This window comes from Microbacterium sp. LRZ72 (genome assembly GCF_033792225.1).
Taxonomy (GTDB): Bacteria; Actinomycetota; Actinomycetes; order Actinomycetales; family Microbacteriaceae; genus Microbacterium.
The window spans coordinates 75,217-94,373 of sequence record NZ_JANGEX010000006.1 but is presented as its reverse complement, the minus strand read 5'-3'; the positions used below and the strand labels follow the sequence as shown (position 1 = coordinate 94,373).

Annotated in this window: 19 protein-coding genes and 1 pseudogene; 7 read left to right on the top strand and 13 right to left on the bottom strand. The window is 70.6% G+C overall.

Going from position 1 to position 19,157, the window contains the following annotated elements; translation table 11 throughout:
* Positions 1–139 precede the first annotated feature (139 nt).
* Genes M4I32_RS08575 through M4I32_RS08555 form a run of 5 tightly spaced genes read left to right on the top strand, consistent with a single transcriptional unit; the run spans position 140 to position 4,280 of the window.
* A complete protein-coding gene (locus M4I32_RS08575) occupies positions 140–1,456 on the top strand; it encodes a HesA/MoeB/ThiF family protein (protein WP_319034063.1) in 1,317 nt (438 codons plus the stop codon).
* A complete protein-coding gene (gene glp / locus M4I32_RS08570) occupies positions 1,453–2,700 on the top strand; it encodes a gephyrin-like molybdotransferase Glp (protein ID WP_319034062.1) in 1,248 nt (415 codons plus the stop codon). The genes M4I32_RS08575 and glp overlap by 4 nt, the downstream gene beginning before the upstream one ends.
* Entirely contained in the window at positions 2,697–3,170 is a 474-nt protein-coding gene (gene moaC, locus M4I32_RS08565; protein WP_319034061.1) for a cyclic pyranopterin monophosphate synthase MoaC, read from the top strand. The genes glp and moaC overlap by 4 nt, the downstream gene beginning before the upstream one ends.
* A gap of 7 nt (positions 3,171–3,177) precedes the next feature.
* Entirely contained in the window at positions 3,178–4,047 is an 870-nt protein-coding gene (locus M4I32_RS08560; protein ID WP_319034060.1) for an NTP transferase domain-containing protein, read from the top strand.
* On the top strand, positions 4,047–4,280 hold the full coding sequence (locus M4I32_RS08555; protein WP_319034059.1) for a MoaD/ThiS family protein: 234 nt from the start codon (positions 4,047–4,049) through the stop codon (positions 4,278–4,280). Before M4I32_RS08560 ends, M4I32_RS08555 begins: the two co-directional genes overlap by 1 nt.
* A 74-nt stretch (positions 4,281–4,354) precedes the next feature.
* Here the strand turns inward: M4I32_RS08555 and M4I32_RS08550 are convergent, their stop codons facing one another.
* The 11 genes and pseudogenes from M4I32_RS08550 to M4I32_RS08500 all read right to left on the bottom strand — a co-directional run bounded on the left by M4I32_RS08550 (position 4,355) and on the right by M4I32_RS08500 (position 15,229).
* A complete protein-coding gene (locus M4I32_RS08550; RefSeq protein WP_319034058.1) occupies positions 4,355–4,885 on the bottom strand; it encodes a hypothetical protein in 531 nt (176 codons plus the stop codon).
* Between the two features lie 191 nt (positions 4,886–5,076).
* A complete protein-coding gene (gene ehuA / locus M4I32_RS08545; RefSeq protein WP_319034057.1) occupies positions 5,077–5,898 on the bottom strand; it encodes an ectoine/hydroxyectoine ABC transporter ATP-binding protein EhuA in 822 nt (273 codons plus the stop codon).
* Positions 5,882–6,538 (bottom strand): ectoine/hydroxyectoine ABC transporter permease subunit EhuD, encoded by a 657-nt coding sequence (gene ehuD / locus M4I32_RS08540; protein WP_319034056.1) that lies wholly within the window; start codon positions 6,536–6,538, stop codon positions 5,882–5,884. Before ehuD ends, ehuA begins: the two co-directional genes overlap by 17 nt.
* Complete coding sequence (gene ehuC / locus M4I32_RS08535) at positions 6,535–7,266, bottom strand: ectoine/hydroxyectoine ABC transporter permease subunit EhuC (protein ID WP_319034055.1); 732 nt, start codon at positions 7,264–7,266, stop codon at positions 6,535–6,537. The genes ehuD and ehuC overlap by 4 nt, the downstream gene beginning before the upstream one ends.
* Positions 7,267–7,284: 18 nt before the next feature.
* On the bottom strand, positions 7,285–8,193 hold the full coding sequence (locus M4I32_RS08530) for a transporter substrate-binding domain-containing protein (protein ID WP_319034054.1): 909 nt from the start codon (positions 8,191–8,193) through the stop codon (positions 7,285–7,287).
* A 184-nt stretch (positions 8,194–8,377) separates the two neighbouring features.
* On the bottom strand, positions 8,378–8,809 hold the full coding sequence (locus M4I32_RS08525; protein ID WP_319034053.1) for a molybdenum cofactor biosynthesis protein MoaE: 432 nt from the start codon (positions 8,807–8,809) through the stop codon (positions 8,378–8,380).
* Positions 8,809–9,309, bottom strand: a complete 501-nt coding sequence (locus M4I32_RS08520) for a MogA/MoaB family molybdenum cofactor biosynthesis protein (protein WP_319034052.1) — start codon at positions 9,307–9,309, stop codon at positions 8,809–8,811. The genes M4I32_RS08525 and M4I32_RS08520 overlap by 1 nt, the downstream gene beginning before the upstream one ends.
* 9 nt (positions 9,310–9,318) lie before the next feature.
* Positions 9,319–10,872 (bottom strand): SDR family oxidoreductase, encoded by a 1,554-nt coding sequence (locus M4I32_RS08515; protein WP_319034051.1) that lies wholly within the window; start codon positions 10,870–10,872, stop codon positions 9,319–9,321.
* Positions 10,872–13,304, bottom strand: coding sequence for an FdhF/YdeP family oxidoreductase (locus M4I32_RS08510; RefSeq protein ID WP_319034145.1), 2,433 nt, complete (start codon positions 13,302–13,304; stop codon positions 10,872–10,874). Before M4I32_RS08510 ends, M4I32_RS08515 begins: the two co-directional genes overlap by 1 nt.
* An 81-nt stretch (positions 13,305–13,385) precedes the next feature.
* Positions 13,386–13,973 (bottom strand): annotated as a pseudogene (locus M4I32_RS08505) (phosphatase PAP2 family protein); the annotation flags it as partial.
* A gap of 26 nt (positions 13,974–13,999) precedes the next feature.
* On the bottom strand, positions 14,000–15,229 hold the full coding sequence (locus tag M4I32_RS08500; RefSeq protein ID WP_319034144.1) for a multidrug effflux MFS transporter: 1,230 nt from the start codon (positions 15,227–15,229) through the stop codon (positions 14,000–14,002).
* A gap of 241 nt (positions 15,230–15,470) precedes the next feature.
* Between M4I32_RS08500 and M4I32_RS08495 the strand changes: the two genes are divergently transcribed.
* A complete protein-coding gene (locus M4I32_RS08495; RefSeq protein ID WP_319034050.1) occupies positions 15,471–16,169 on the top strand; it encodes a DUF3105 domain-containing protein in 699 nt (232 codons plus the stop codon).
* A 3-nt stretch (positions 16,170–16,172) separates the two neighbouring features.
* A complete protein-coding gene (locus tag M4I32_RS08490; RefSeq protein ID WP_319034049.1) occupies positions 16,173–16,901 on the top strand; it encodes a DUF305 domain-containing protein in 729 nt (242 codons plus the stop codon).
* Between the two features lie 114 nt (positions 16,902–17,015).
* On the opposite strand, the gene M4I32_RS08485 is transcribed toward M4I32_RS08490, so the two are convergent.
* Together M4I32_RS08485 and M4I32_RS08480 are read right to left on the bottom strand one after the other, a co-directional pair.
* Positions 17,016–17,987 carry a carbohydrate ABC transporter permease gene (locus M4I32_RS08485; protein WP_319034048.1) on the bottom strand — a complete coding sequence of 324 codons (972 nt, stop codon included), beginning with the start codon at positions 17,985–17,987 and terminating at the stop codon, positions 17,016–17,018.
* Entirely contained in the window at positions 17,987–19,120 is a 1,134-nt protein-coding gene (locus tag M4I32_RS08480; protein WP_319034047.1) for a sugar ABC transporter permease, read from the bottom strand. Before M4I32_RS08480 ends, M4I32_RS08485 begins: the two co-directional genes overlap by 1 nt.
* Positions 19,121–19,157: the final 37 nt, after the last annotated feature.

Sequence of the window (19,157 nt, the reverse complement as noted above, 5' to 3'; positions counted from 1 at the left end):
TGGTAGCCGCATCCGCGGATCTCTCACCCTGAAATCTCCGATCCTGCGGGTTCGCCCCCGTTCGGCGCCGGTCCTGACCCGCTGCGCCAGGCCGCGGACGAGCCGGGCCTCGCGCTCGCTCCCGGCGTACCCTGGAGGAATGCCCCTGCCGCCGCTCGTCGACCCCGTCGCCGCGCTCAGCCACGCCGAGCGCGCCCGCACCGCGCGCCACGCCAGCCTGCTCTCCCTCGGCGAGATCGGGCAGCGCCGGCTCGCCGCCGCGCACGTCGCCATCGTCGGAGCCGGCGGACTGGGCTCGCCCGTCATCCTGGCGCTCGCGGCCGCCGGCGTCGGCACCCTCACGATCATCGACGACGACATCGTCGAGGCGTCCAACCTGCAGCGACAGGTGATCCATTCGCTCGCCGCGGTCGGGCAGCGCAAGGTCGACAGCGCCCGCGCCGCCGCGGCCGGCCTCTCGCCCGAGACCGTCGTCATCACCTACGCGGAGCGACTCACGCCCGCCAATGCCGAGCGGATGCTGCGGGGCGCCGACCTGGTGATCGACGGCACCGACACCTTCGACACCCGCGAGGCCGTCGCCGCCGCCACCGAGGCCCTCGGCATCCCGCTGGTGTGGGGCACGGTGCAGGAGTTCGACGCGCAGGTGACGGTCTTCTGGTCCGCGCCGCCCGCGGAAAGCCCCGCCGTGCGTCTGGGCGATCTGTACCCCGCGGGCAGCGTCGGCGACGTGCCCACCTGCGCCGATGTCGGCGTGCTCGGCGCCCTGTGCCTGCAGGTCGGCTCGCTTCTGGCGATCGAGGCGGTCAAGCTCATCGCGGGGATCGGCGAGCCGCTGCTCGGCCGCGTGCTCGTGATCGACGGGCTGCGGGCCCGCCAGCGCGAGGTGCCGCTGCGGCCGAGGCAGGCACACGCGGGGGCGGATGCCGCGGGGGCGTCGCCCGCGGAGGATTCCCCCACCCCCGTCCGGGCGACCCCCGAACCGGCCCGCGTCGACGCCGGCACCCTCGCCGCCGCCGTCGAGAACGGCACGGCGCCCGACCTCATCGACGTGCGCGAAGCCTCGGAGCTGGACCGCGGCGCGATTGCCGGCATCCGACACGTGCCGCTGATGACCCTGCTGGCGGACCCGGCCGCGGCCGCCCCGCCCGACGGCGCCCGCACACCGAGCGTCGTGATCTGCCAGGCGGGTGCCCGTGCGCAGCGCGCCGCCCGCGCCCTGCTCGCGGCCGGCGTCGACGCGGTCGTCCTCGCCGGCGGGATGGACGCCTGGCCATCCTCCGCACCGACCGCGCCCTCGCCCGCGCCCTCCTCCACCCCCCGCTCGCCTGTCGCTGACCGACCCGCCACGCGCCCGTCGACGTCGATCCGCGACACCGGAGCGGAGCGGCAAACCGTCGGCACCAGCGCGCTCTCCGGCGCCGGCACGGCAACGGACGCAGGCGGACGCGCGTGAGCGACGCGCTGCGCTCCGTCGAAGAGCACCTCGCCGCGGTGCTCGAGGCAGCCCCCCTGCTCGGCGCCTCCGACGTCGCCCTGGCCGCCGCAGCCGGCCGCACGCTCGCCGAGCCGGTGTGCGCACGTGTGGACATCCCGGTGTTCGACAACTCGGCGATGGACGGATTCGCCGTGCGCCACCACGATGTGGCCTCGGCATCCGACGACGCGCCCGTCATCCTGCGGGTCGTCGCCGACCTGCCCGCCGGCACCGAGCTCGACCCGCCCCTGGCAGCGGGAGAGGCGGCGCGGATCATGACCGGCTCCCCCCTGCCCGCCGCCGCCGACACGGTCGTGCCGTTCGAGGACACCGCCGGCGGGCTCGACGACTCGCTCGAATCCGCCCGCGTCACCCGCGCCCCCCGGTCGCTCGGCGCCCACATCCGCCGCCGCGGCGGCGACGCGGGCATCGGCGACACCATCGTGGCGGCGGGCGAACGCCTCGGGCCGTTCCAGCTCGCTGCGGCCGCGGCATCCGGAGTCGCGACGGTCACCGCCCACCGGCGGCCTCGCGTCGCCGTCGTCTCGACCGGCTCGGAGCTGGCGGCACCCGGCGCGACGCTTCGACGAGGACAGATCCCGGAGTCCAACTCCATCCTGCTCACCGAGCTCGCCCGCGCCGCCGACGCCGACGTCGTGCTCACCGCCAGCGTCGACGACACGGATGCCGCGTTCCTCGACATCCTCGAGCGGGCACGCGAGGCCGGTGCCGACGTCATCGTCACCTCGGGCGGGGTCAGCGCCGGCGCGTACGAGGTGGTCAAGAACACGCTCTCGTCAGGCGGCGAGGTGGACTTCGTGAAGGTCGCGATGCAGCCCGGAAAGCCGCAGGCGTTCGGCCGACTGGCCGACGGCACCCTGTTCTTCGGCCTGCCGGGCAATCCCGTCAGCTCGGCGGTGTCGTTCGAGATGTTCGTGCGCCCGGCGCTGCTGGCGATGCAGGGGCGCCGCGACATCCGCCGGCCGCTCCTCCGCCTCACCGCCGCGACCGGATGGCGCACCCCGCCCGGGCGCCGTCAGTACCTTCCCGCGGCCATCGACCGCGCCGACCCGGCGGGCTGGCGAGTGGGTCCCGCGACCGCCGGCGGCTCGGGATCGCATCTGGCCGGGGGCCTGGCTCGCGCGGAGGCCTATGCGGTCGTGCCCGCCGACGTCGACGCGGTCGAACCGGGCGACCCGGTCGATGTCATGCTGATCACATGAGCTTCACGCACCTGGATGCCGCCGGCCACGCCCGCATGGTCGATGTGACCGAGAAGCAGCCGACCGTCCGCGCCGCGACCGCCCGCGGGATGGTGCGCTGCGCGCCGCACGTGATCGAGGCCCTGCGCAGCGGCACCGCCCCGAAGGGCGATGTGCTGGCCGTCGCGCGGATCGCCGGCATCCAGGGCGCCAAGAAGTGCGCGGAGCTGCTGCCGCTGGCCCACATCATCGGCGTGCACGGCGCGGTCGTCGATCTCGACATCACCGACGACGGTGTCGAGATCGAGGCGACGGTGCGCACCGCCGACCGCACGGGCGTCGAGATGGAGGCGCTCACCGCCGTCAGCGTCGCCGCACTCGCGATCGTCGACATGGTCAAGGGCATCGACAAGTCCAGCTCGATCGAGAACCTGCGCATCACCGCCAAAGAGGGCGGCCGCTCGGGCGCCTGGACCCGCCCTGGCGAGTAGGCGCGCCATGGGCGACCTCGACGCGATCCTGCTCGCGGGCGGCCGCGCGTCGCGCCTGGGCGGTGCGACCAAGCCGCTGCTGCAGATCGACGGGCGTACCCTGCTCGCGCGGGCGATCGACGCGGCGGCGGATGCCGGGGCCCAGCGCATCATCGTCGCCTCCGAGCAGCTGAACGATGACCCGCGCGTGACGTGGGTGCGCGAGCACCCGCCCTTCGGCGGGCCGGTCGCGGGGATCCTGGCGGCGCTCGCGCACATCGAGGCCGAGCGCGTGCTCGTGCTGGCGTGCGACCTGCCGCGTGCCGGCGAGGCCGTGCGGGCGCTGACCGCCGCTGCCCCGGCATCCGACGGCGCCTGCCTCGTGGATGCCGCCGGCCGCACGCAGTGGCTCACCGCCGTCTACCGCACCGCGTCCGTGCGCCGGGCCGCGGGGGCGCTCAGCGATGCAGGCCGCAACGCGCCGATGCGTGCGTTGACCGCCGGACTCTCGCTCGCGCTCGTCGCGGATGCCGCGGGCGCGACCGGCGACGTGGATACGTGGGAGGATTTCTACCAGGCGCGCCGGCTCGCCCGCGCGCCGGAGACGGAGCGAACCATGGCGACCGAAGAACCCCGCACCCTTCCCCCCGAGGCCCTCGACGCCTGGGCAGCCGCACTGCGCGAGCGGTTCGGACTGGCCGAGGACGACCTGCCCATCAGCCTGATCCTGGATCTCGCGCGCGACGTGGCCAATGACGTCGCACGCCCCGCCGCACCGTTCAGCGCCTTCGCCGCCGGGCTCGTGGCCGGGCGCGCGGGCGGCACCCCGGAGCAGGTGCGCGAGGCCGTCGAGGCCGTCACGGCGCTGTCGGCGCAGTGGGCCGAGGACGAGGCCTGATGGCGCGCGTTCGATACTTCGCCGCCGCCGAGGAGGCGGTCGGCCGCGACGAGGAGGCCCGCGGCGAAGCCACCGTCGGGGCCCTGCGCGAGGCGCTGCTGACCGAGCACCCCGGACTCACCGGCATCCTGCCCCGCTGCGCCGTGCTCGTCGGCGGCTCCCGGGTCGAGGACGACACGCCCCTGGCGACGGATGCCGTCGTCGACATCCTGCCGCCCTTCGCCGGCGGCTGAGGCCCGGGGCGCTCCCGCCCCTGCTGCCCCAAAACACCGGCGAGTCGCCGGACACACCGCCGAGCCCGGCGCCCCTACGGTGCGTCGCTCGCGGCGCCGGTGTTTCGGCCGACCGACGGTGCGGCCCGCCACCGCCTGCCGTCCACCAGATCGACGGCCGCGCAGACGAGAACGATGGTGATCAGCAGGTGCACCGCCGGGTTGGTGCCGCCGTACTCCAGCCAGCCCGGCCATCCCTCGAGGGCGAAGCTCGAGGGTTCCGCGCCCGCGGGCCCCGTCTCGAAATCGACGATGAGGGACCACACGACCACGGTGATCGATGCCGCCACGAAGCCCACCCACAGACCCCAGCGGATGCCGCGCCCAATTCGGCGCGCCCAAACGCCGACCACGAAGAACACCGCGGCGCCACAGAGGGCCATCCCCGCATACTCGAGGACCGGTATCGACGGGGGTCTGATCGAGACCAGCTCGTTGTTCAGGTCGAAGACTCCGCCCACCTCACGGCCCATCGCCTGAAGCGAGAGGATCCCGACGCTCGCGGTCAGGAACATCGCGAGCACGACTCCCCCGACGACGCCGGCCACGACCTTCACAAACCTCATAGACCTCCAAGTCCACCGTCAGCACCTTGGGCGACGGCATCCGGCACGGTTCACTCCACCCGGGGCACCCTACTCCGGCAGAGTGTCGGCCGCAGTGACTCGAAATACCGGTGATGCCCTGAACACGCCGGCGGTGCCGGCTCCGGTACGGCGCGTCGGCGGCGGCACCGGTCTTCTCGCCCGTCGCCGCCTCAGACCGGCTCGGTGTCCGACCGTCCCGACCTCTCGTCGCCCAGCACGGCCTGCAGAAAGCTGCGCGTGCGCTCCTCCCGGGGGTTCGAGAACATCACCTCGGGCGCGGCCTCCTCGACGATGCGGCCGCCGTCGAACATCAGCACCCGGTTCGACACGTCGCGCGCGAACTGCATCTCGTGGGTGACGATCAGCATCGTGATATCGGTCGTCTCGGCGACGTGGCGGAGGATTCCCAGCACCTCGCCGACGATCTCGGGGTCGAGCGCCGAGGTGACCTCATCGAGCAGCAGGACCTCGGGATCCATGGCCAGTGCTCGCGCAATCGCGACGCGCTGCTGCTGCCCGCCCGAGAGCTCGAGCGGATGCGCGTCGCGCTTGTCGGCCAGCCCGACCTGCTCGAGCAGACCCTCGGCCTTCTGCACGGCATCGGCCTTCGGCATCCCGAGCACGTGTACGGGTGCCTCGATGAGGTTCTCGAGCACGGTCATGTTCGGGAACAGGTTGAACTGCTGGAAGACCATGCCGATGCGGGTGCGCAGGCGGCGGCGGTGCTTCTCCTTGAGCGCCACGCGCTTGCCGTCCCGCTCCTCGTGCGTGAGCGGCTCGCCGTCGACGTAGATGTAGCCGCCGGTGGCTTCCTCGAGCGTCATGAGCAACCGGAGGATCGTGGTCTTGCCCGATCCGCTCGGGCCGATCAGCGTCACCCGGTCGCCCTTGGCGACCTGGAACGTCAATCCGTCGAGCACGACGTTGTCGCCGTAGCGCTTCTCGACGTCCTCGAAGCGGATGGCGGGTTCGTGCTCAGTATCGGAAGGCAAGGCGCTTCTCCAATCGGCTGATCAGCAGCGAGGTCGGGTAGCTCGCCGCCAGGAAGATGAGGCCGGCGAGGGTGATGGCCTCGACGTACCGGAAGTGGCTGCCCCCGAAGGCCAGGCTCGCCTGCACCAGCTCGACGATGCCGATCGCGAGGAGGAACGGGGTGTCCTTGAACATCGAGATGGCGTAGTTGCCCAGCGCCGGCACGGTGGCGCGCAGCGCCTGCGGGATGACGACCGCGGTCCAGGTGCGGCGCGTCGACATCGACAGCGCCGTGCTCGCCTCCCACTGCCCCCGCGGCACCGCGTCGATCCCGGCGCGGTAGACCTCGGCCATGTAGGTGGAGTAATGGATGCCGAAGACCACGATGCCGATGGTGATCGGCTCGACGTCGAGGAAGGTGTAGTAGGCGAACAGCAGCTGCACGACGATGGGCGTCATGCGGATGAAGTCGACGATGAACTTGATGATCCGGTCCACCGCCCGCGGCACCGACCGCCGCAGGATGGCGATGAACAGGCCGAGGACCGCGGCGATCGCGGTGCTGAGCACCGTCACGACGAGCGTCACCGTGAAGAAGGCGTACAGCAGCTCGGGCAGGGCCTCCCAGGCCAGCTCCCAGTTCCAGCTCCAGCCGCTCATGATCTCGCCTGCCCGGAAGCCACGCCCGTGTCGGGCGAGCGCAGGCTGAGCGCCTCGCGCAGGGATTCACCGCGGCCCAGCCGGTGCTTGGCGTGCACCTCGAGGGCGTTCATGCCGAGCGTCAAGAGGTACGCGATGCCGAAGTACATCACCAGGCCGACCCCGTAGGCGAAGAAGGTGTTGGTCTCGATGCGCAGCTGGTCGAGGCGGAACGTCAGATCGGCGATCGTGATGAAGCCCACGATGGCCGTGCCCTTGAGCAGGTGGATCAGCAGGTTGGTCAGCGAGGGGATCATCAACGCCCACGCCTGCGGAAAGACGACCCGCCGCATCCGCTGCGCCGGGGACAGGCTGAGCGCGGTGGCGGCCTCCCACTGCCCAGCGGCAACCGAGTTGATCGAGCCCCGCACGACCTCGGCGGCGTATGCGCCGTAGTTCAGTCCGAGCGCGACGATGCCGACCAGCATCGCGGGCAGTTCCACCCCGAGCTGCGGCAGCACGAAGAACAGCCAGAACAGCTGCACGACCAGCGAGGTGCCGCGGAAGAACTCGATGATCACCCGGGCGGTGCCGCGCAGCAAGACATTGTGCTGCCGCGCGAGCAGCCCGAGCGTCACCGCGATCACCAGCGCCAGGGCGGCGCCGCCTACCGTCAGCTGGAGGGTGATGAACATCCCCTCCAGGATCAGCGGCAGCGCCTCCCCGAGCGCGTCGAGATTAGCGTCCATGTGCGGAAGGCGTGATGCCTACTCGAGGTCCCCCGCGCACAGCTGCTCCGTGGTCATCGTCTCGGGAGGCAGGTTCTCGGCCGTGAAGCCGTACTCCCCCACCAGGCCGAGGTAGGCGTCCTCGTCGCCCGTGATGTTCGCGAGCTCCTCGTTGTAGGCCTCGAGCAGCTCCGTGTCGTCCTGACGGAAGACCGTCGCGCCGGCACCCACCTGCTCCACGCCGTCGATGACCTGGACGAAGGCGTCGGTGGTCTCCACGCCGGCATCCGGGTTGTTCTCGGCCATCCAGTTGAGCGAGATCGCGGTCATCGCGAAGGCATCGGCGCGGCCGTTGGAGACGGCATCCATCCCCGACTGAGCGTCCGAGACGGTCTGCACGTTCTCGATGCCGAGCGATTCGGCGTAGCCCTCCTCGATGCCGCCCGAGAGCACGGCGAGGTCGACGTCCCCGCCGGCGTCCACGACCGAATCAAGGTCGGTCAGTCCCTGGGGATTGCCCTCGGGAACCATCAGGGCGGTCGTGTACATGATCTCGGGGTCGCTGAACGCGGCCTGCTCGCACCGCTCGGGGAGGATGGACATCCCCGCGCTGATGACGTCGAAGCGACCGGCGTTCAGGCCCGGGATGAGGGAGTTCCAGTCGACCTGTTCGATCTGGATGTCGTCGATGCCCAGGTTGCCGAAGATCTCCTCGTGCATGGCGATCGTGGCACCGAGCGGCTCGTCGCCCTCCATCCAGGAGTACGGGCGCTCGTCGGCGATCGCGATCGTCACGGTCCCCTGCTCCTGCAGCTGCTCGAGCGTGCTTCCCGCGTCACCCCCGTCTCCCCCTCCGTCGCCGCCTCCGCAGGCGGTGAGCGCCCCGAGGGCGAGGACGGCGCCGGCAGCGAGGCCGGTTCGTGCGGCGGTACGGCGATGAATAGCCATCATGCTCCTCTGTTCGGTCGTGGCAGTGGGACGAAACTCTCGTTCCTCCCGCGAGGAAGGACCGACACGAACGACCCGAAAGCGGTCATGGTCGAACCACCCTAGAGGAACCGACCGGAATCGGTCGCCCGCTTGACAGACGACCTCGGTCGTGCCACCCGGTTGCGCAACGCGCGGGTCGAAACTACCCTCCGAGGCCCTTCCAGGCCGTGGTTCCGTCGGCCTCGACCTGACGCTTCCACACCGGCAGATCGGTCTTGATCGTCTCGATCACGCGGCGACAGACCTCGAACGCCTCCGCTCGATGGGGCGAGGCGACCGCGATGATCACGGCGGCATCCCCGACCGCGAGGCGCCCGATGCGGTGACTGACCGCGACGATCGCAGCGGTGTCGCCGATCGCGGCGGCGGCCAGGCGCGCGAGGCCGGACTCGGCGTCCGGGTGCGCGGTGTACTCGAGCGCGACGACGGACCCGCCGGCATCCGGATCGTGATCGCGTACGCGCCCGACGAAGGTCGTGACGGCGCCCGCCGCATCGTCATCGACGGCCTCCAGGTGCGCGTCGAGGTCGAGAGGATCGGCGCTGACGCGCGCCAGCCGCACCGCAGCGGGCATCAGTGGTCGCCCCCCTCGAGCTGGTCGATCACGTGGCGCGCGACCGAGAGCACGGCGGGGATGCCGGTGGTGACGGCCGCCGTCGATCCGGGCAGGTTCACGACGAGCACGCCCTGCGGGTCGACGACGCCGGCCAGGCCGCGGGAGAGCATCCCGGCGGGTTTCTCGTCCGCACCGATGCGCCGCAGATGCTCGGCGAGCCCGGGGACCTCGCGCGTGATCACGCGCGACGTGCCCTCGGGGGTCTGATCACGGGGAGACACGCCCGTGCCGCCCGTCGTCACGATGAGCCGCACCCCCGCGGCCACCGCCGCACGCACCGCCGCTGCGACCTGGTCGGCGCCGTCCGAGACGACGACGGGCTCGTCGGTCGTCCACCCGTCCGCGCGCAGCAACTCGACCGCCGCCGGCCCGCTGCGATCCTCCCGCAGCCCGGCCGCAGAGCGGTCCGACACCGTGATCACCGCCGCCGGCAGCGGTCTGGACGTCGACGAATGCATGCCCTCAGCCTATGCGGGCGAACCCTTCGCGGTCTCGGCGGCCGCGACGATGCGGTTGGCCATGCCCGCGAAGATGAAGCCGTGGAAAGGCAGCACGGCCAGCCAGTACAGGCGCCCCGCGAGCCCTCGCGGAAAGAAGACGGCCCGCTGCTCGTACCGTGCGCCACGATCGGTCGGCACGGCGCGCATCTCGAGCCACGCGAGTCCGGGAACCTTCATCTCCGCCCGCAGCCGCAGCTGCGACGGGTCCGACGCGCCCCCGCGCTCGACGTCCTCGACGCGCCAGAAATCCAGCGCGTCGCCCACGGCGAGGCGATCCGGATGCCGTCGGCCCCGCCGCAGGCCGACACCACCGACGATCTTGTCCATCCAGCCGCGCACGGCCCACGCGAGCGGCCAGGAATACCAGCCGCGCTCGCCGCCGATCCCTTCGACCACGCCCCACAGATCCTCCGCCGGCGCGGACGTCTCGACGCTGCGCACATCCGTGAACACCACCCGGCCGGCCCAGTCCGGGTCGCCGGGCAGAGGATCACTCGGAGCGTGGTGCACCGCGGCATCCTGCCAGCTCGTCTCGACGTCGCCGATTCTCTCGCGACCCAGCGCGAGCGCGACGGCCCGGCGATACGGCGTGAGCCCGCCCTCCGGAGGCGGGATCAGCTCGTCGACGGCACGGTTCTTGACGACGCACTCGTTCTGCAGCGACTCGACGAGCGGCCGCGCGATCGAGCGCGGAATCGGCGTCACGACGTTCACCCAGTGCGACGCGAGACCCGGTGTCAGCACCGGCAGCGCCGCGATCGGGCGCTGGCGAAGCCCCGCCTCGACGGCGTAGCCGTTCATCATCTGGCCGTAGCGCAGCACGTCCGGGCCGCCGATGTCGACAGCGCGATTCACATCGGCATCCACGCGCGCAGCGCCGAGCAGATAGTGCATCACGTCGCGCACGGCGATCGGCTGGATGCGGTTGCGAACCCATTTCGGCGCCGGCATGTAGGGCAGCACCTCGGTCAGGTGCCGCACCATCTCGAACGACGCCGAGCCCGAGCCGATCACGACGCCCGCCTGCAGCACCAGCGACGGCACGCCCGAGGAGAGGAACACCTCGCCCACCTCGACCCGGGAGCGCAGGTGCCGCGACAACGGCACGTCGTCGGGGTGCAGGCCCCCGAGATAGACCAGGCGTCCCACGCCCGCGGATGCCGCGGCATCCGCCACCGTCTGTGCGGCCTGCTGGTCGGTCTGCTCGAACGAGCGCCCGCCACCCATCGAGTGCACGAGGTAGTAGAGCACGTCGACATCGTCGACGGCGGCGATGACCGCATCCCGATCGGACGCGTCGCCGATCACGACCTCGACGTCATCGCCCCAGTCGGCCGACGCGACGCGCTCGGCGTTGCGCGCGAGCACTCGCACGCGATAGCCGGCGGCGAGCAGCCGCGGCACGAGCCGCCCGCCGACGTAGCCGGTCGATCCGATCACGAGAGCCCGGGGCGCGTCGCCGTCGGCACGGGGCTGCGCCCGCAGGGCTGCTTCTCGGCCCGTGGGCGCCGCCGTCTGCATCAGACGCCGCTCGCGCGCTCCAGTCGCACCGTCACCGACTTGGAGGTCGGCGTTCCCGAGACATCCGCGGTCGAATCCAACGGCACGAGCACGTTCGTCTCGGGGTAGTAGGCCGCCGCGTTGCCCACGGGTGTCTGGTACGCCACGATGCGGAAGTCCTCGGCGCGGCGCTCTTCAAGACCGCCGTCCGCACGAGGCCACTCCGAGACGAGGTCGACCATGTCGCCATCGGCGAAGCCCAGAGCCGCGATGTCCTCCGCATTGACGAGCACGACGCGCCGTCCGTCGTGGATGCCGCGGTACCGGTCGTCCTTGCCGTAGATCGTCGTGTTGTACTGATCGTGCGAACGCAGCGTCTGCAGCAGCAGCCGTCCCTCAGCGATGCGCGGGTACTCGAGCGGGTTTCCCGTGAACCGCGCCTTGCCCGTCGACGTCGCGAACCGCAGCTCGTCGCGCGGCCCGTTCGGCAGGAAGAACGTGCGGCCCTTCGCGATCCGAAGGTCGTAGTCCTCGAACCCCGGCACCACCCGGGCGATGTGATCGCGGATGCCGCGATAGTCGCTCTCGAGCGCCTTCCAGTCCGCGTGCGGCACATTGCTCGCACTGTCGGTGCCGGCGGAATCCGGCCCATGCGCCTCTTCCGGAGCGGTGCGCTCCGCCTGGCCCCGGTCGATGTCGCCGGCGGGAGCGGCGATCGGCCGCGACGCGCGCGAGTCGGCAGCGCCGAAGAGCAGTCCGCACAGGCGCGCGACGATCGCGACCTCGCTGAGCAGATCGGATGCCGGGGGCTGCAGCCGTCCGCGCGAGGCGTGCACGGCGCCCATGGAGTCCTCCACGGTCACCCGCTGCTCGCCGCCGGCGCGGCTGTCGCGGTCGGTGCGCCCGAGCGTGGGCAGGATGATCGCCCGACGCCCGGTGACCACGTGGGATCGGTTGAGCTTGGTCGAGACCTGCACGCTCAGCTCGGTGTTGCGCAGCGCCTTCTCGACGACGCGCGTGTCGGGCGTCGCACTGACGAAGTTGCCGCCCATGCCCATGAAGAACCGGGCCTTGCCGTCGCGCATCGCGCGGATCGCCTCGACGGTGTCATAACCGTGCTCACGGGGCGAGGTGAAACCGAACTCGGCGTCGAGGGCTTCGAGGAAGGCCTCGGCGGGCTTCTCGTAGATGCCCATCGTGCGGTCGCCCTGCACGTTGGAGTGACCCCGGACGGGACAGACGCCGGCGCCGGGACGGCCCATGTGGCCCTGCAGCAGCAGCACGTTCACGACGTCGCGCAGGGTCGGCACCGAGTGCTTGTGCTGCGTCAGTCCCATCGCCCAGCACACGATCGTCGCCGACGAGGTGCGGGCGGTCTCGGCGACGTGCCGCAAAGAGCCTTCCGAGATGCCCGTCGCCTCCACGAGCTCGTCCCAGGTGACCTCGCGCAGCTGCGCCGCGTACTCGTCGAAGCCCGAGGTGTGCGCCTCGATGAAGGCGCGGTCGATCACGCCGCCGTGCTTCTCCTCGGCCTCGAGCAGGTGCTTGCCGATGGCCTGGAAGAGCGCCTGGTCGCCGCCGAGGCGGATCTGCACGAACTGGTCGGCGAGCTTCGTGCCGCCCAGGAGCACGCCCTGCGGGTTCTGCGGGTTCTCGAACCGCATCAGGCCCGCCTCGGGCAGCGGGTTGACGGCCACGATCGTCGCGCCGTTGTTCTTGGCCTTCTCGAGCGCGCTCAGCATCCGCGGGTGGTTGGTGCCCGGGTTCTGGCCCGCCACGATGATCAGATCGGCCTTGTGCATGTCCTCGATCGAGACGGTGCCCTTGCCGATGCCGAGCGTCTCGGTGAGGGCCGAGCCGCTGGACTCGTGGCACATGTTCGAGCAGTCGGGCAGGTTGTTCGTCCCGAGCCCGCGCACGAGCAGCTGGTAGAGGAATGCGGCCTCGTTCGACGTGCGGCCCGACGTGTAGAAGACGGCCTCGTCCGGGTCGTCGAGCGAGCGCAGCGTGTCGGCGATCTCGCGCAGGGCGTCGTCCCACGAGATGGGGCGGTAGTGCGTGTCGCCGTCTTCGAGCAGCATCGGCTGCGTCAGGCGGCCCTGCTGCCCCAGCCACCAGTCGTCGTGGGCATCGAGCTCGGCCACCGAGTGCCGCGCGAAGAACTCCGGACCCACGCGGCGCACGGTCGCCTCTTCAGCCACCGCCTTCGCGCCGTTCTCGCAGAACTCGGCGACGTGCCGCTTGTCCTCCTCCGGCCACGCGCAGCCGGGGCAGTCGAAGCCGTCCTTCTGATTGACCCGCAGAAGGGTCTGGATGCTGCGCGCGACACCCATCTGCTCGTTGGCGATCTGCAGGGCGTGCAGAACCGCCGGCACGCCGACGGCGACCTTCTTCGGTTCCGTCACGCGTACGCGCGATTCGTCGATGTCGTGAGTAGGGGGCTTGGTCGCCATACCCACATCGTAAATCAGGGGGCGGGGGGGCAGGCTCCGCGCGCGACTCTCCCGATCGAGCAGGCGCGCGAACGCGACGGCGACGAGGAGGGCGACCCCGGCGCCGATCAGGGCGCCCCCGAGCGTGTCGCTCAGCCAGTGCGCCCCCACGTAGGTGCGGGAGAACGCCATCAGCAGCGTCCAGACGACACCCGCGAGGGCGGCCCACGTGTGCGGCCAGATGATGAACAGCGCGACCGCGATCGTGGCCGCGTTGGCGACATGTCCGGATGGGAATGAACCGAAATCCGATGCGACGATGATCTCTTCGGGACGCGCGCGACCGATGGTGCGCTTGAGCACCTGCACGGCACCGGCCGAGGCCGCCTCCGCGACGACGAAGAACAGCGCAGCCCATGGTCGGCGCTGCAGCACGAGGATCAGCGCCACCCCGAGGGGAACGACGAACACCGCGAACCAGCCGCCGCCCAGCCAGTTCAACGCCAGCGAGAACCAGACGAGCGCATCGGACGGGTCAGCCGCGACCCACCCCGCCCACCCCAGATCCACGCCGAACGGGGTGTTCGCCTGCCCGAACAGGATCCACGCCCCGAGCGACACTCCCGCCACCAGTGCCACCACGGCAAGCAGCAATCGAGCGCGCGTCGGTGTCTTTGCGTCTTCGCTCATCAGGCCATTCTCGCGCAGGCGCGCGATCAGGGGCTCAGTTCGCGCACGCTGCGCGGTCGCACGACGGCCCAGAGACCGACCACCCCGATCAGCGCACATCCCGCCATCACGCTCGCCATCGTCGTGGCGGTGATCGCCGCATCACCCGAGATGGCGCCGACGAGGGGCGAGACCATGCCCGCGACGCCGAAGTTGACGGCGCCGAGCAGGGACGCCGCCGTTCCCGCGGCGCGCGGATGACGGTCGAGGGCGAGTACCTGCACGCAGGGAAAGCTGAAGCCGCACGAGGTCATGAAGACGAACAGTGGCACGATCGTGCCCCACAGCCCGAGCGAGAGCTGATCGGCGACGATGATGGCGATCGCGCTGATGGCCAGAGCGGCCGTGGCGAACGCCAGCACCCACTGCGGACCGAAGCGCGCGGCCAGCCGCGAGGCGGTCTGCACGCCGAGCACCAGCCCGAGCGAGTTGACGGCGAAGAGCACCCCGTACTGCTGGGGGTCGAAACCGTAGGAGTTCTGAAAGAGGAAGGACGAGGCCGACAGGTACGAGAAGAGCCCGCTGAAGACCATGCCGCCGATGATGAGAACGCCGAGGAAGACCCGGTCGCTGAGCACGCTGCGGTACCGCTCGCGCACGGTCAGACCGCCACCGGCCGAGCGCCGGTCGCGCGGAAGCGTCTCGGGGATGAACACCAGGGTCGCGACGAGCATCACGGCCCCGTAGACGGCGAGGACGACGAAGATGCCGCGCCAGGGCATCACCAGCAGCAGCCAGGAGCCGAGCAGGGGCGCCACGACGGGGGCCACGCCCGTCACGAGCGCGAGCCGCGAGAGCATCACCACCAGGCGCTTGCCGCCGAACAGGTCGCGCACGATCGCCATCGCGACGACGCCGCCGGCGGCCGCTCCCGCCCCCATCAGCACACGGATCGCCGCGAGCGAGACGAGGTCGGGCGCGAGGGCTGCCGCGACGCTCGCGAGCACATGCACCGCCGTCACGGCGATCAGCGGGATGCGGCGGCCGACGGCGTCGCTCAGGGGCCCCACCAGCAGCTGACCGAGGCCGAAGCCGAGCATCGTGCCGGTGAGTGTCAGCTGGATCGCCGCAGCGGTGGTGTCGAAGTCCGCTTCGAGCAGGGGGAAGGCCGGCAGGTACAGGTCGATCGTGAACGGCCCGAGGGCGGTGAGCGCGCCCAGCAGCACCACATAGAGCAGGCGGCGCCCGGCCGAGATGCTGTCGCCGGGATGCAGCATCACGGGCGCCGTCGCGGGGTTCGAGCCGAGCGCACGGATCGCACCCGTCCGGGGACGAGCCGGGTGGGTGGACGCGGGACCGGTGGCGGGCACGGAGAACCTCAGGCGGAAGACGGGGTGGATGCCGAGTGTCGAATCGATTCGACACAGCAAGTCTACAGGCGGCATCCGATGCACCCGCATAAACTCGACCGAGGTGCGCGAGCACCACCCCGAATGATCCCGGCGAGAGCAGCTTTCGATGTCCCCCCAGCGCAAGAGCGGCGACCCGGCCAAGCAGGCCGCGGCCGCGCAGACCGTCAAGCAGCAGCGAGAGCAGAAGCGCAACGAGAAGCTGGCGGAGTACCAGCGGCAGATCGCACGCCGCCGGCGGCGCGGTCTGATGTGGTGGGTCGTGGGGGGTGTCGCCGCGGTCGCCGTGGCGGGCGTCGTCGTCGCGTCGATCGTCTTCCAGCCCCCCGCGCCCGTCTCGTACGACGCCGGCACCGGCCCCGGTGTCGAGATCGACGGCGTCGAGACGTTCCAGAACGACACCACCCACGTCGAGGGCACCGTCGACTACCCGCAGAACCCGCCCGCGGGTGGTCCGCACAACCAGTACTGGCTCAACTGCGGCGAGTACTCCGAGCCGCAGCAGAACGAGTACGCCGTGCACTCGCTCGAGCACGGCGCCGTCTGGGTCACGTATGACCCCGAGCGCGTCTCGGGCGAGGACCTCGAGACCCTCCGCTCTCACATGCCGGCCGACTACTACCTGCTCTCGCCCTACGAGGGACTCGACAGCCCGCTCGCGCTCAGCGCATGGAACGCGCAGCTGACGCTCGATTCCGTGGATGACGAGCGGATCCCGCAGTTCTTCGAGGAGTACTGGCGCAGCGATCAGGTTCCCGAGCCCACCGCCGTCTGCCACGGCGCGATCGACGGCGAAGGCCGGGTCTAGCCGGTGACGACGGCCGGCGTGGAGCCCGACGCCGAGGACGCCGGCCCGCACGACCGGATCGACGAGGACACCGCTCCGCGCTCCGGGCCACCGCGGTGGCTGCTCGTCGTCCTCGCGATCCTCGCCGTGGGCGCGCTCGCATTCGCCGCCGGGAGGTTCTCCACGTTCGGTGCGCTTCAGGGCGCTGCCGCTCCCACGAGCGATTCGGCCGAGGCGGGGTTCGCCCGCGACATGCAGGTGCATCACGCGCAGGCGGTCGAGATGGCGATGTCGCTGTACCAGCGCACCGACGACCCGGAGCTGCGGGTGCTCGCCTACGACATCGCCACGGCGCAGTCGGCGCAGATCGGGCAGATGTACTCCTGGCTCGTCGGCTGGGGCGTTCCCCCGGTCGGCGACACCACGATGGCGTGGATGACGCCGGTCGAAGGCCACGACCACGGCGGCACCGCATCCGGGGAGCCGCTGACCGGTGAGCAGATGCGCGCCGCGATGGGCATGGCCTCGGATGCCGAGCTAGATGCCTTCGAGAACGCCTCCGGCACCGCCGCCGACTGCATGTTCCTCGATCTCATGACGACACACCACGAGGGCGCGATCGAGATGGTCGACGCGGTGCTCGAGCTCGGCGACGAGCCTCGCGTGCTGCGCGTGGCTCAGTCGATGAAGGACACGCAGCGCTTCGAGATCGAGGCGATGGCCGCCTCCGCGGAGCGACTCGGCTGCGGCTGAGTCGCTCGACCGGCCCGCGGCATCCACTCATCGTTCGCCCCGCTCGGCGACGACGCGGAGACCGGGCGGGCGGAGCCCCCGTGACTCCCGCCCGCCCGTCTCACCGCGCTCGTTTCACCCCTTCGTCGAGCCGGCGAGCAGTCCACGCACGAAGAACCTCTGCAACAGCAGGAAGACGATGAGGGGCACGATGATCGCGATGAACGCGCCCGCCGTGAGCAGGTACCAGTCCTGCCCCCTGCTTCCCGTCATCTCGGCCAGCAGCTTCGTGATCGGCGCGACGTTGCCGTCGGCGAAGATGAGGGCGACGAGCAGGTCGTTCCACACCCACAGGAACTGGAAGATGCCGATCGAGGCGAGCGCCGGCACCGTCAGTGGCAGCACGACCCGGAAGTAGATCTGGCCGTGGCCCGCGCCGTCCACGCGGGCCGCTTCGATCACGTCTGCGGGGATCTCGGAGGTGAAGTTGTGCAGCAGGTAGATCGCGAGGGGCAGCGCGAAGATCGTGTGCGCGATCCACACCTGCGTGTAGCCCGGCGACCCGAACGCCTGGATGACCGGGAAGCCGAAGATCGTGCCCTGTGAGAACAGCTGCAGCATCGGGATCAGCGCCATCTGGATCGGCACGATCTGCAGCGCGAACACAGCGACGAAGAGGATGTTCTTGCCGCGGAAGTCCATCCAGGCGAAGGCGTAGGCCGCCAGCGAGGCGATCACGATGGGGATCACGGTCGCCGGCAGGGTGATGGCGACCGAGTTCACGAACGCACCGGCCATGTCGAGCTGACTGTTGCCCGACTGCAGCGCCGTGATGTAGTTGTCGAGCGTCCAGCCCCAGTTCTCGAAGACCGTCCACCAGCCCGTGGTCTGGATCAGCTCGCGCGGCCGGAACGACGAGATGAACAGGCCGAACGTCGGCAGCGTCCACAGGACCGCGATGACGAGCGCGGCGAGCGTCGCCCACCGCGACGTCAGCCGCTTCTTCGTGCGTCCGAGCGCCTGGTTCTCGGCCCTGCGCTCGCCCCGGTCGAGTTCGCGCTGGGTGTCGTCGTCGAGCGGCAGTTCCACCGGCGCCACTTGACTCATCAGCGCACCTCCTTCTGCTTCTGCAGCTGTCGCGCGTTGTAGATGATGATCGGCATCACGAGAAGGAAGAGGATCACGGCGAACGCCGCCGACCGCCCGGTCTCGAAGCTGCGGAACTGCGTGTACATCTCGTTGGCGATCACGGATGTGTTGTTCGCGCCGGCCGTCATCGTGCGCACGATGTCGAAGACCTTGAGCGACGCGATCGAGATGGTGGTGAGCACCACGACGAGCGAGGCGCGGATGCTGGGCACGGTCACGTTGATGAACCGCTGCCACGCGTTGGTGCCGTCCAGCTCCGCGGCCTCGAGCTGCTCGGACGGCACGCCCTTGATGGCGGCCGAGAGCACCACCATCGCGAAACCGGTCTGCACCCAGATCAGCACGACGATCAGGAACAGCGTGTTCCAGGGGTCCGCGGCCAGGAAGTTGAACGGCTCGCCGCCGAACCACACGATCACCTGGTTGAGGAAGCCGATCTGCTCCTGGTCTTCGGGACGGGGCGTGTACATGAAGCGCCAGATGATCGAGGCCCCCACGAACGAGATCGCCATCGGGAGGAAGACGAGGATCTTGTAGTACTTCTCACCTCGGGTCTTGTCGATGAAGTAGGCGTAGGCGAGGCCCGCGATGGTCGACACGACCGGCGCGATGAGCACCCACGCGATCGTGTTGATGACCGTGCGGATGCCCTGGGGCTGCGTGAAGATCCAGGCGAAGTTGTCGAGACCGACGAAGGCCGTGCCGCGGGAGTTCATGAACGCCTGAACCGACGTCTGGATGAGGGGCACGACCAGCCCGACGAGCAGCAGCAGCAGTGCGGGGGTGAGGAAGCCGACGAGCTGGAAGAGATAGCCGGAGCCGGCGCGCGCACGGTAGTCGAGCCAGAAGAAGACCAGGCCGAGCGCCCCGGCGGCGATGATCGCCCACGTGTACGACTGCAGCACCCACAGCACCAGCAGGGGCAGCAGCACGCACGCGGCCAGCCGGATCACCGTGTAGATGCGGCCGGAACGGGGCGCGATCTCGATCATGAACAGGAGAAGCCCGATCACGGCGAGAAAAGCGCCGATCAGGATAGGTATCTCGAGCCAGGGCGAGAGTGTGCTCAGCCACTCAAAGAAGGCGGTCACGTCGGTTCCTTTCGAGCACGTCGTCGGACTCGGGCTG

Coding starts and splice junctions, on each gene's coding strand:
- M4I32_RS08575 (WP_319034063.1), top strand. CDS start 140: ATGCCCCTGCCGCCGCTCGTCGACCCCGTCGCCGCGCTCAGCCACGCC.
- moaC (WP_319034061.1), top strand. CDS start 2,697: ATGAGCTTCACGCACCTGGATGCCGCCGGCCACGCCCGCATGGTCGAT.
- M4I32_RS08560 (WP_319034060.1), top strand. CDS start 3,178: ATGGGCGACCTCGACGCGATCCTGCTCGCGGGCGGCCGCGCGTCGCGC.
- M4I32_RS08555 (WP_319034059.1), top strand. CDS start 4,047: ATGGCGCGCGTTCGATACTTCGCCGCCGCCGAGGAGGCGGTCGGCCGC.
- M4I32_RS08550 (WP_319034058.1), bottom strand. CDS start 4,885: ATGAGGTTTGTGAAGGTCGTGGCCGGCGTCGTCGGGGGAGTCGTGCTC.
- ehuD (WP_319034056.1), bottom strand. CDS start 6,538: ATGAGCGGCTGGAGCTGGAACTGGGAGCTGGCCTGGGAGGCCCTGCCC.
- ehuC (WP_319034055.1), bottom strand. CDS start 7,266: ATGGACGCTAATCTCGACGCGCTCGGGGAGGCGCTGCCGCTGATCCTG.
- M4I32_RS08530 (WP_319034054.1), bottom strand. CDS start 8,193: ATGGCTATTCATCGCCGTACCGCCGCACGAACCGGCCTCGCTGCCGGC.
- M4I32_RS08525 (WP_319034053.1), bottom strand. CDS start 8,809: ATGCCCGCTGCGGTGCGGCTGGCGCGCGTCAGCGCCGATCCTCTCGAC.
- M4I32_RS08520 (WP_319034052.1), bottom strand. CDS start 9,309: ATGCATTCGTCGACGTCCAGACCGCTGCCGGCGGCGGTGATCACGGTG.
- M4I32_RS08515 (WP_319034051.1), bottom strand. CDS start 10,872: ATGCAGACGGCGGCGCCCACGGGCCGAGAAGCAGCCCTGCGGGCGCAG.
- M4I32_RS08510 (WP_319034145.1), bottom strand. CDS start 13,304: ATGGCGACCAAGCCCCCTACTCACGACATCGACGAATCGCGCGTACGC.
- M4I32_RS08500 (WP_319034144.1), bottom strand. CDS start 15,229: ATGCTGCATCCCGGCGACAGCATCTCGGCCGGGCGCCGCCTGCTCTAT.
- M4I32_RS08495 (WP_319034050.1), top strand. CDS start 15,471: ATGTCCCCCCAGCGCAAGAGCGGCGACCCGGCCAAGCAGGCCGCGGCC.
- M4I32_RS08485 (WP_319034048.1), bottom strand. CDS start 17,987: ATGAGTCAAGTGGCGCCGGTGGAACTGCCGCTCGACGACGACACCCAG.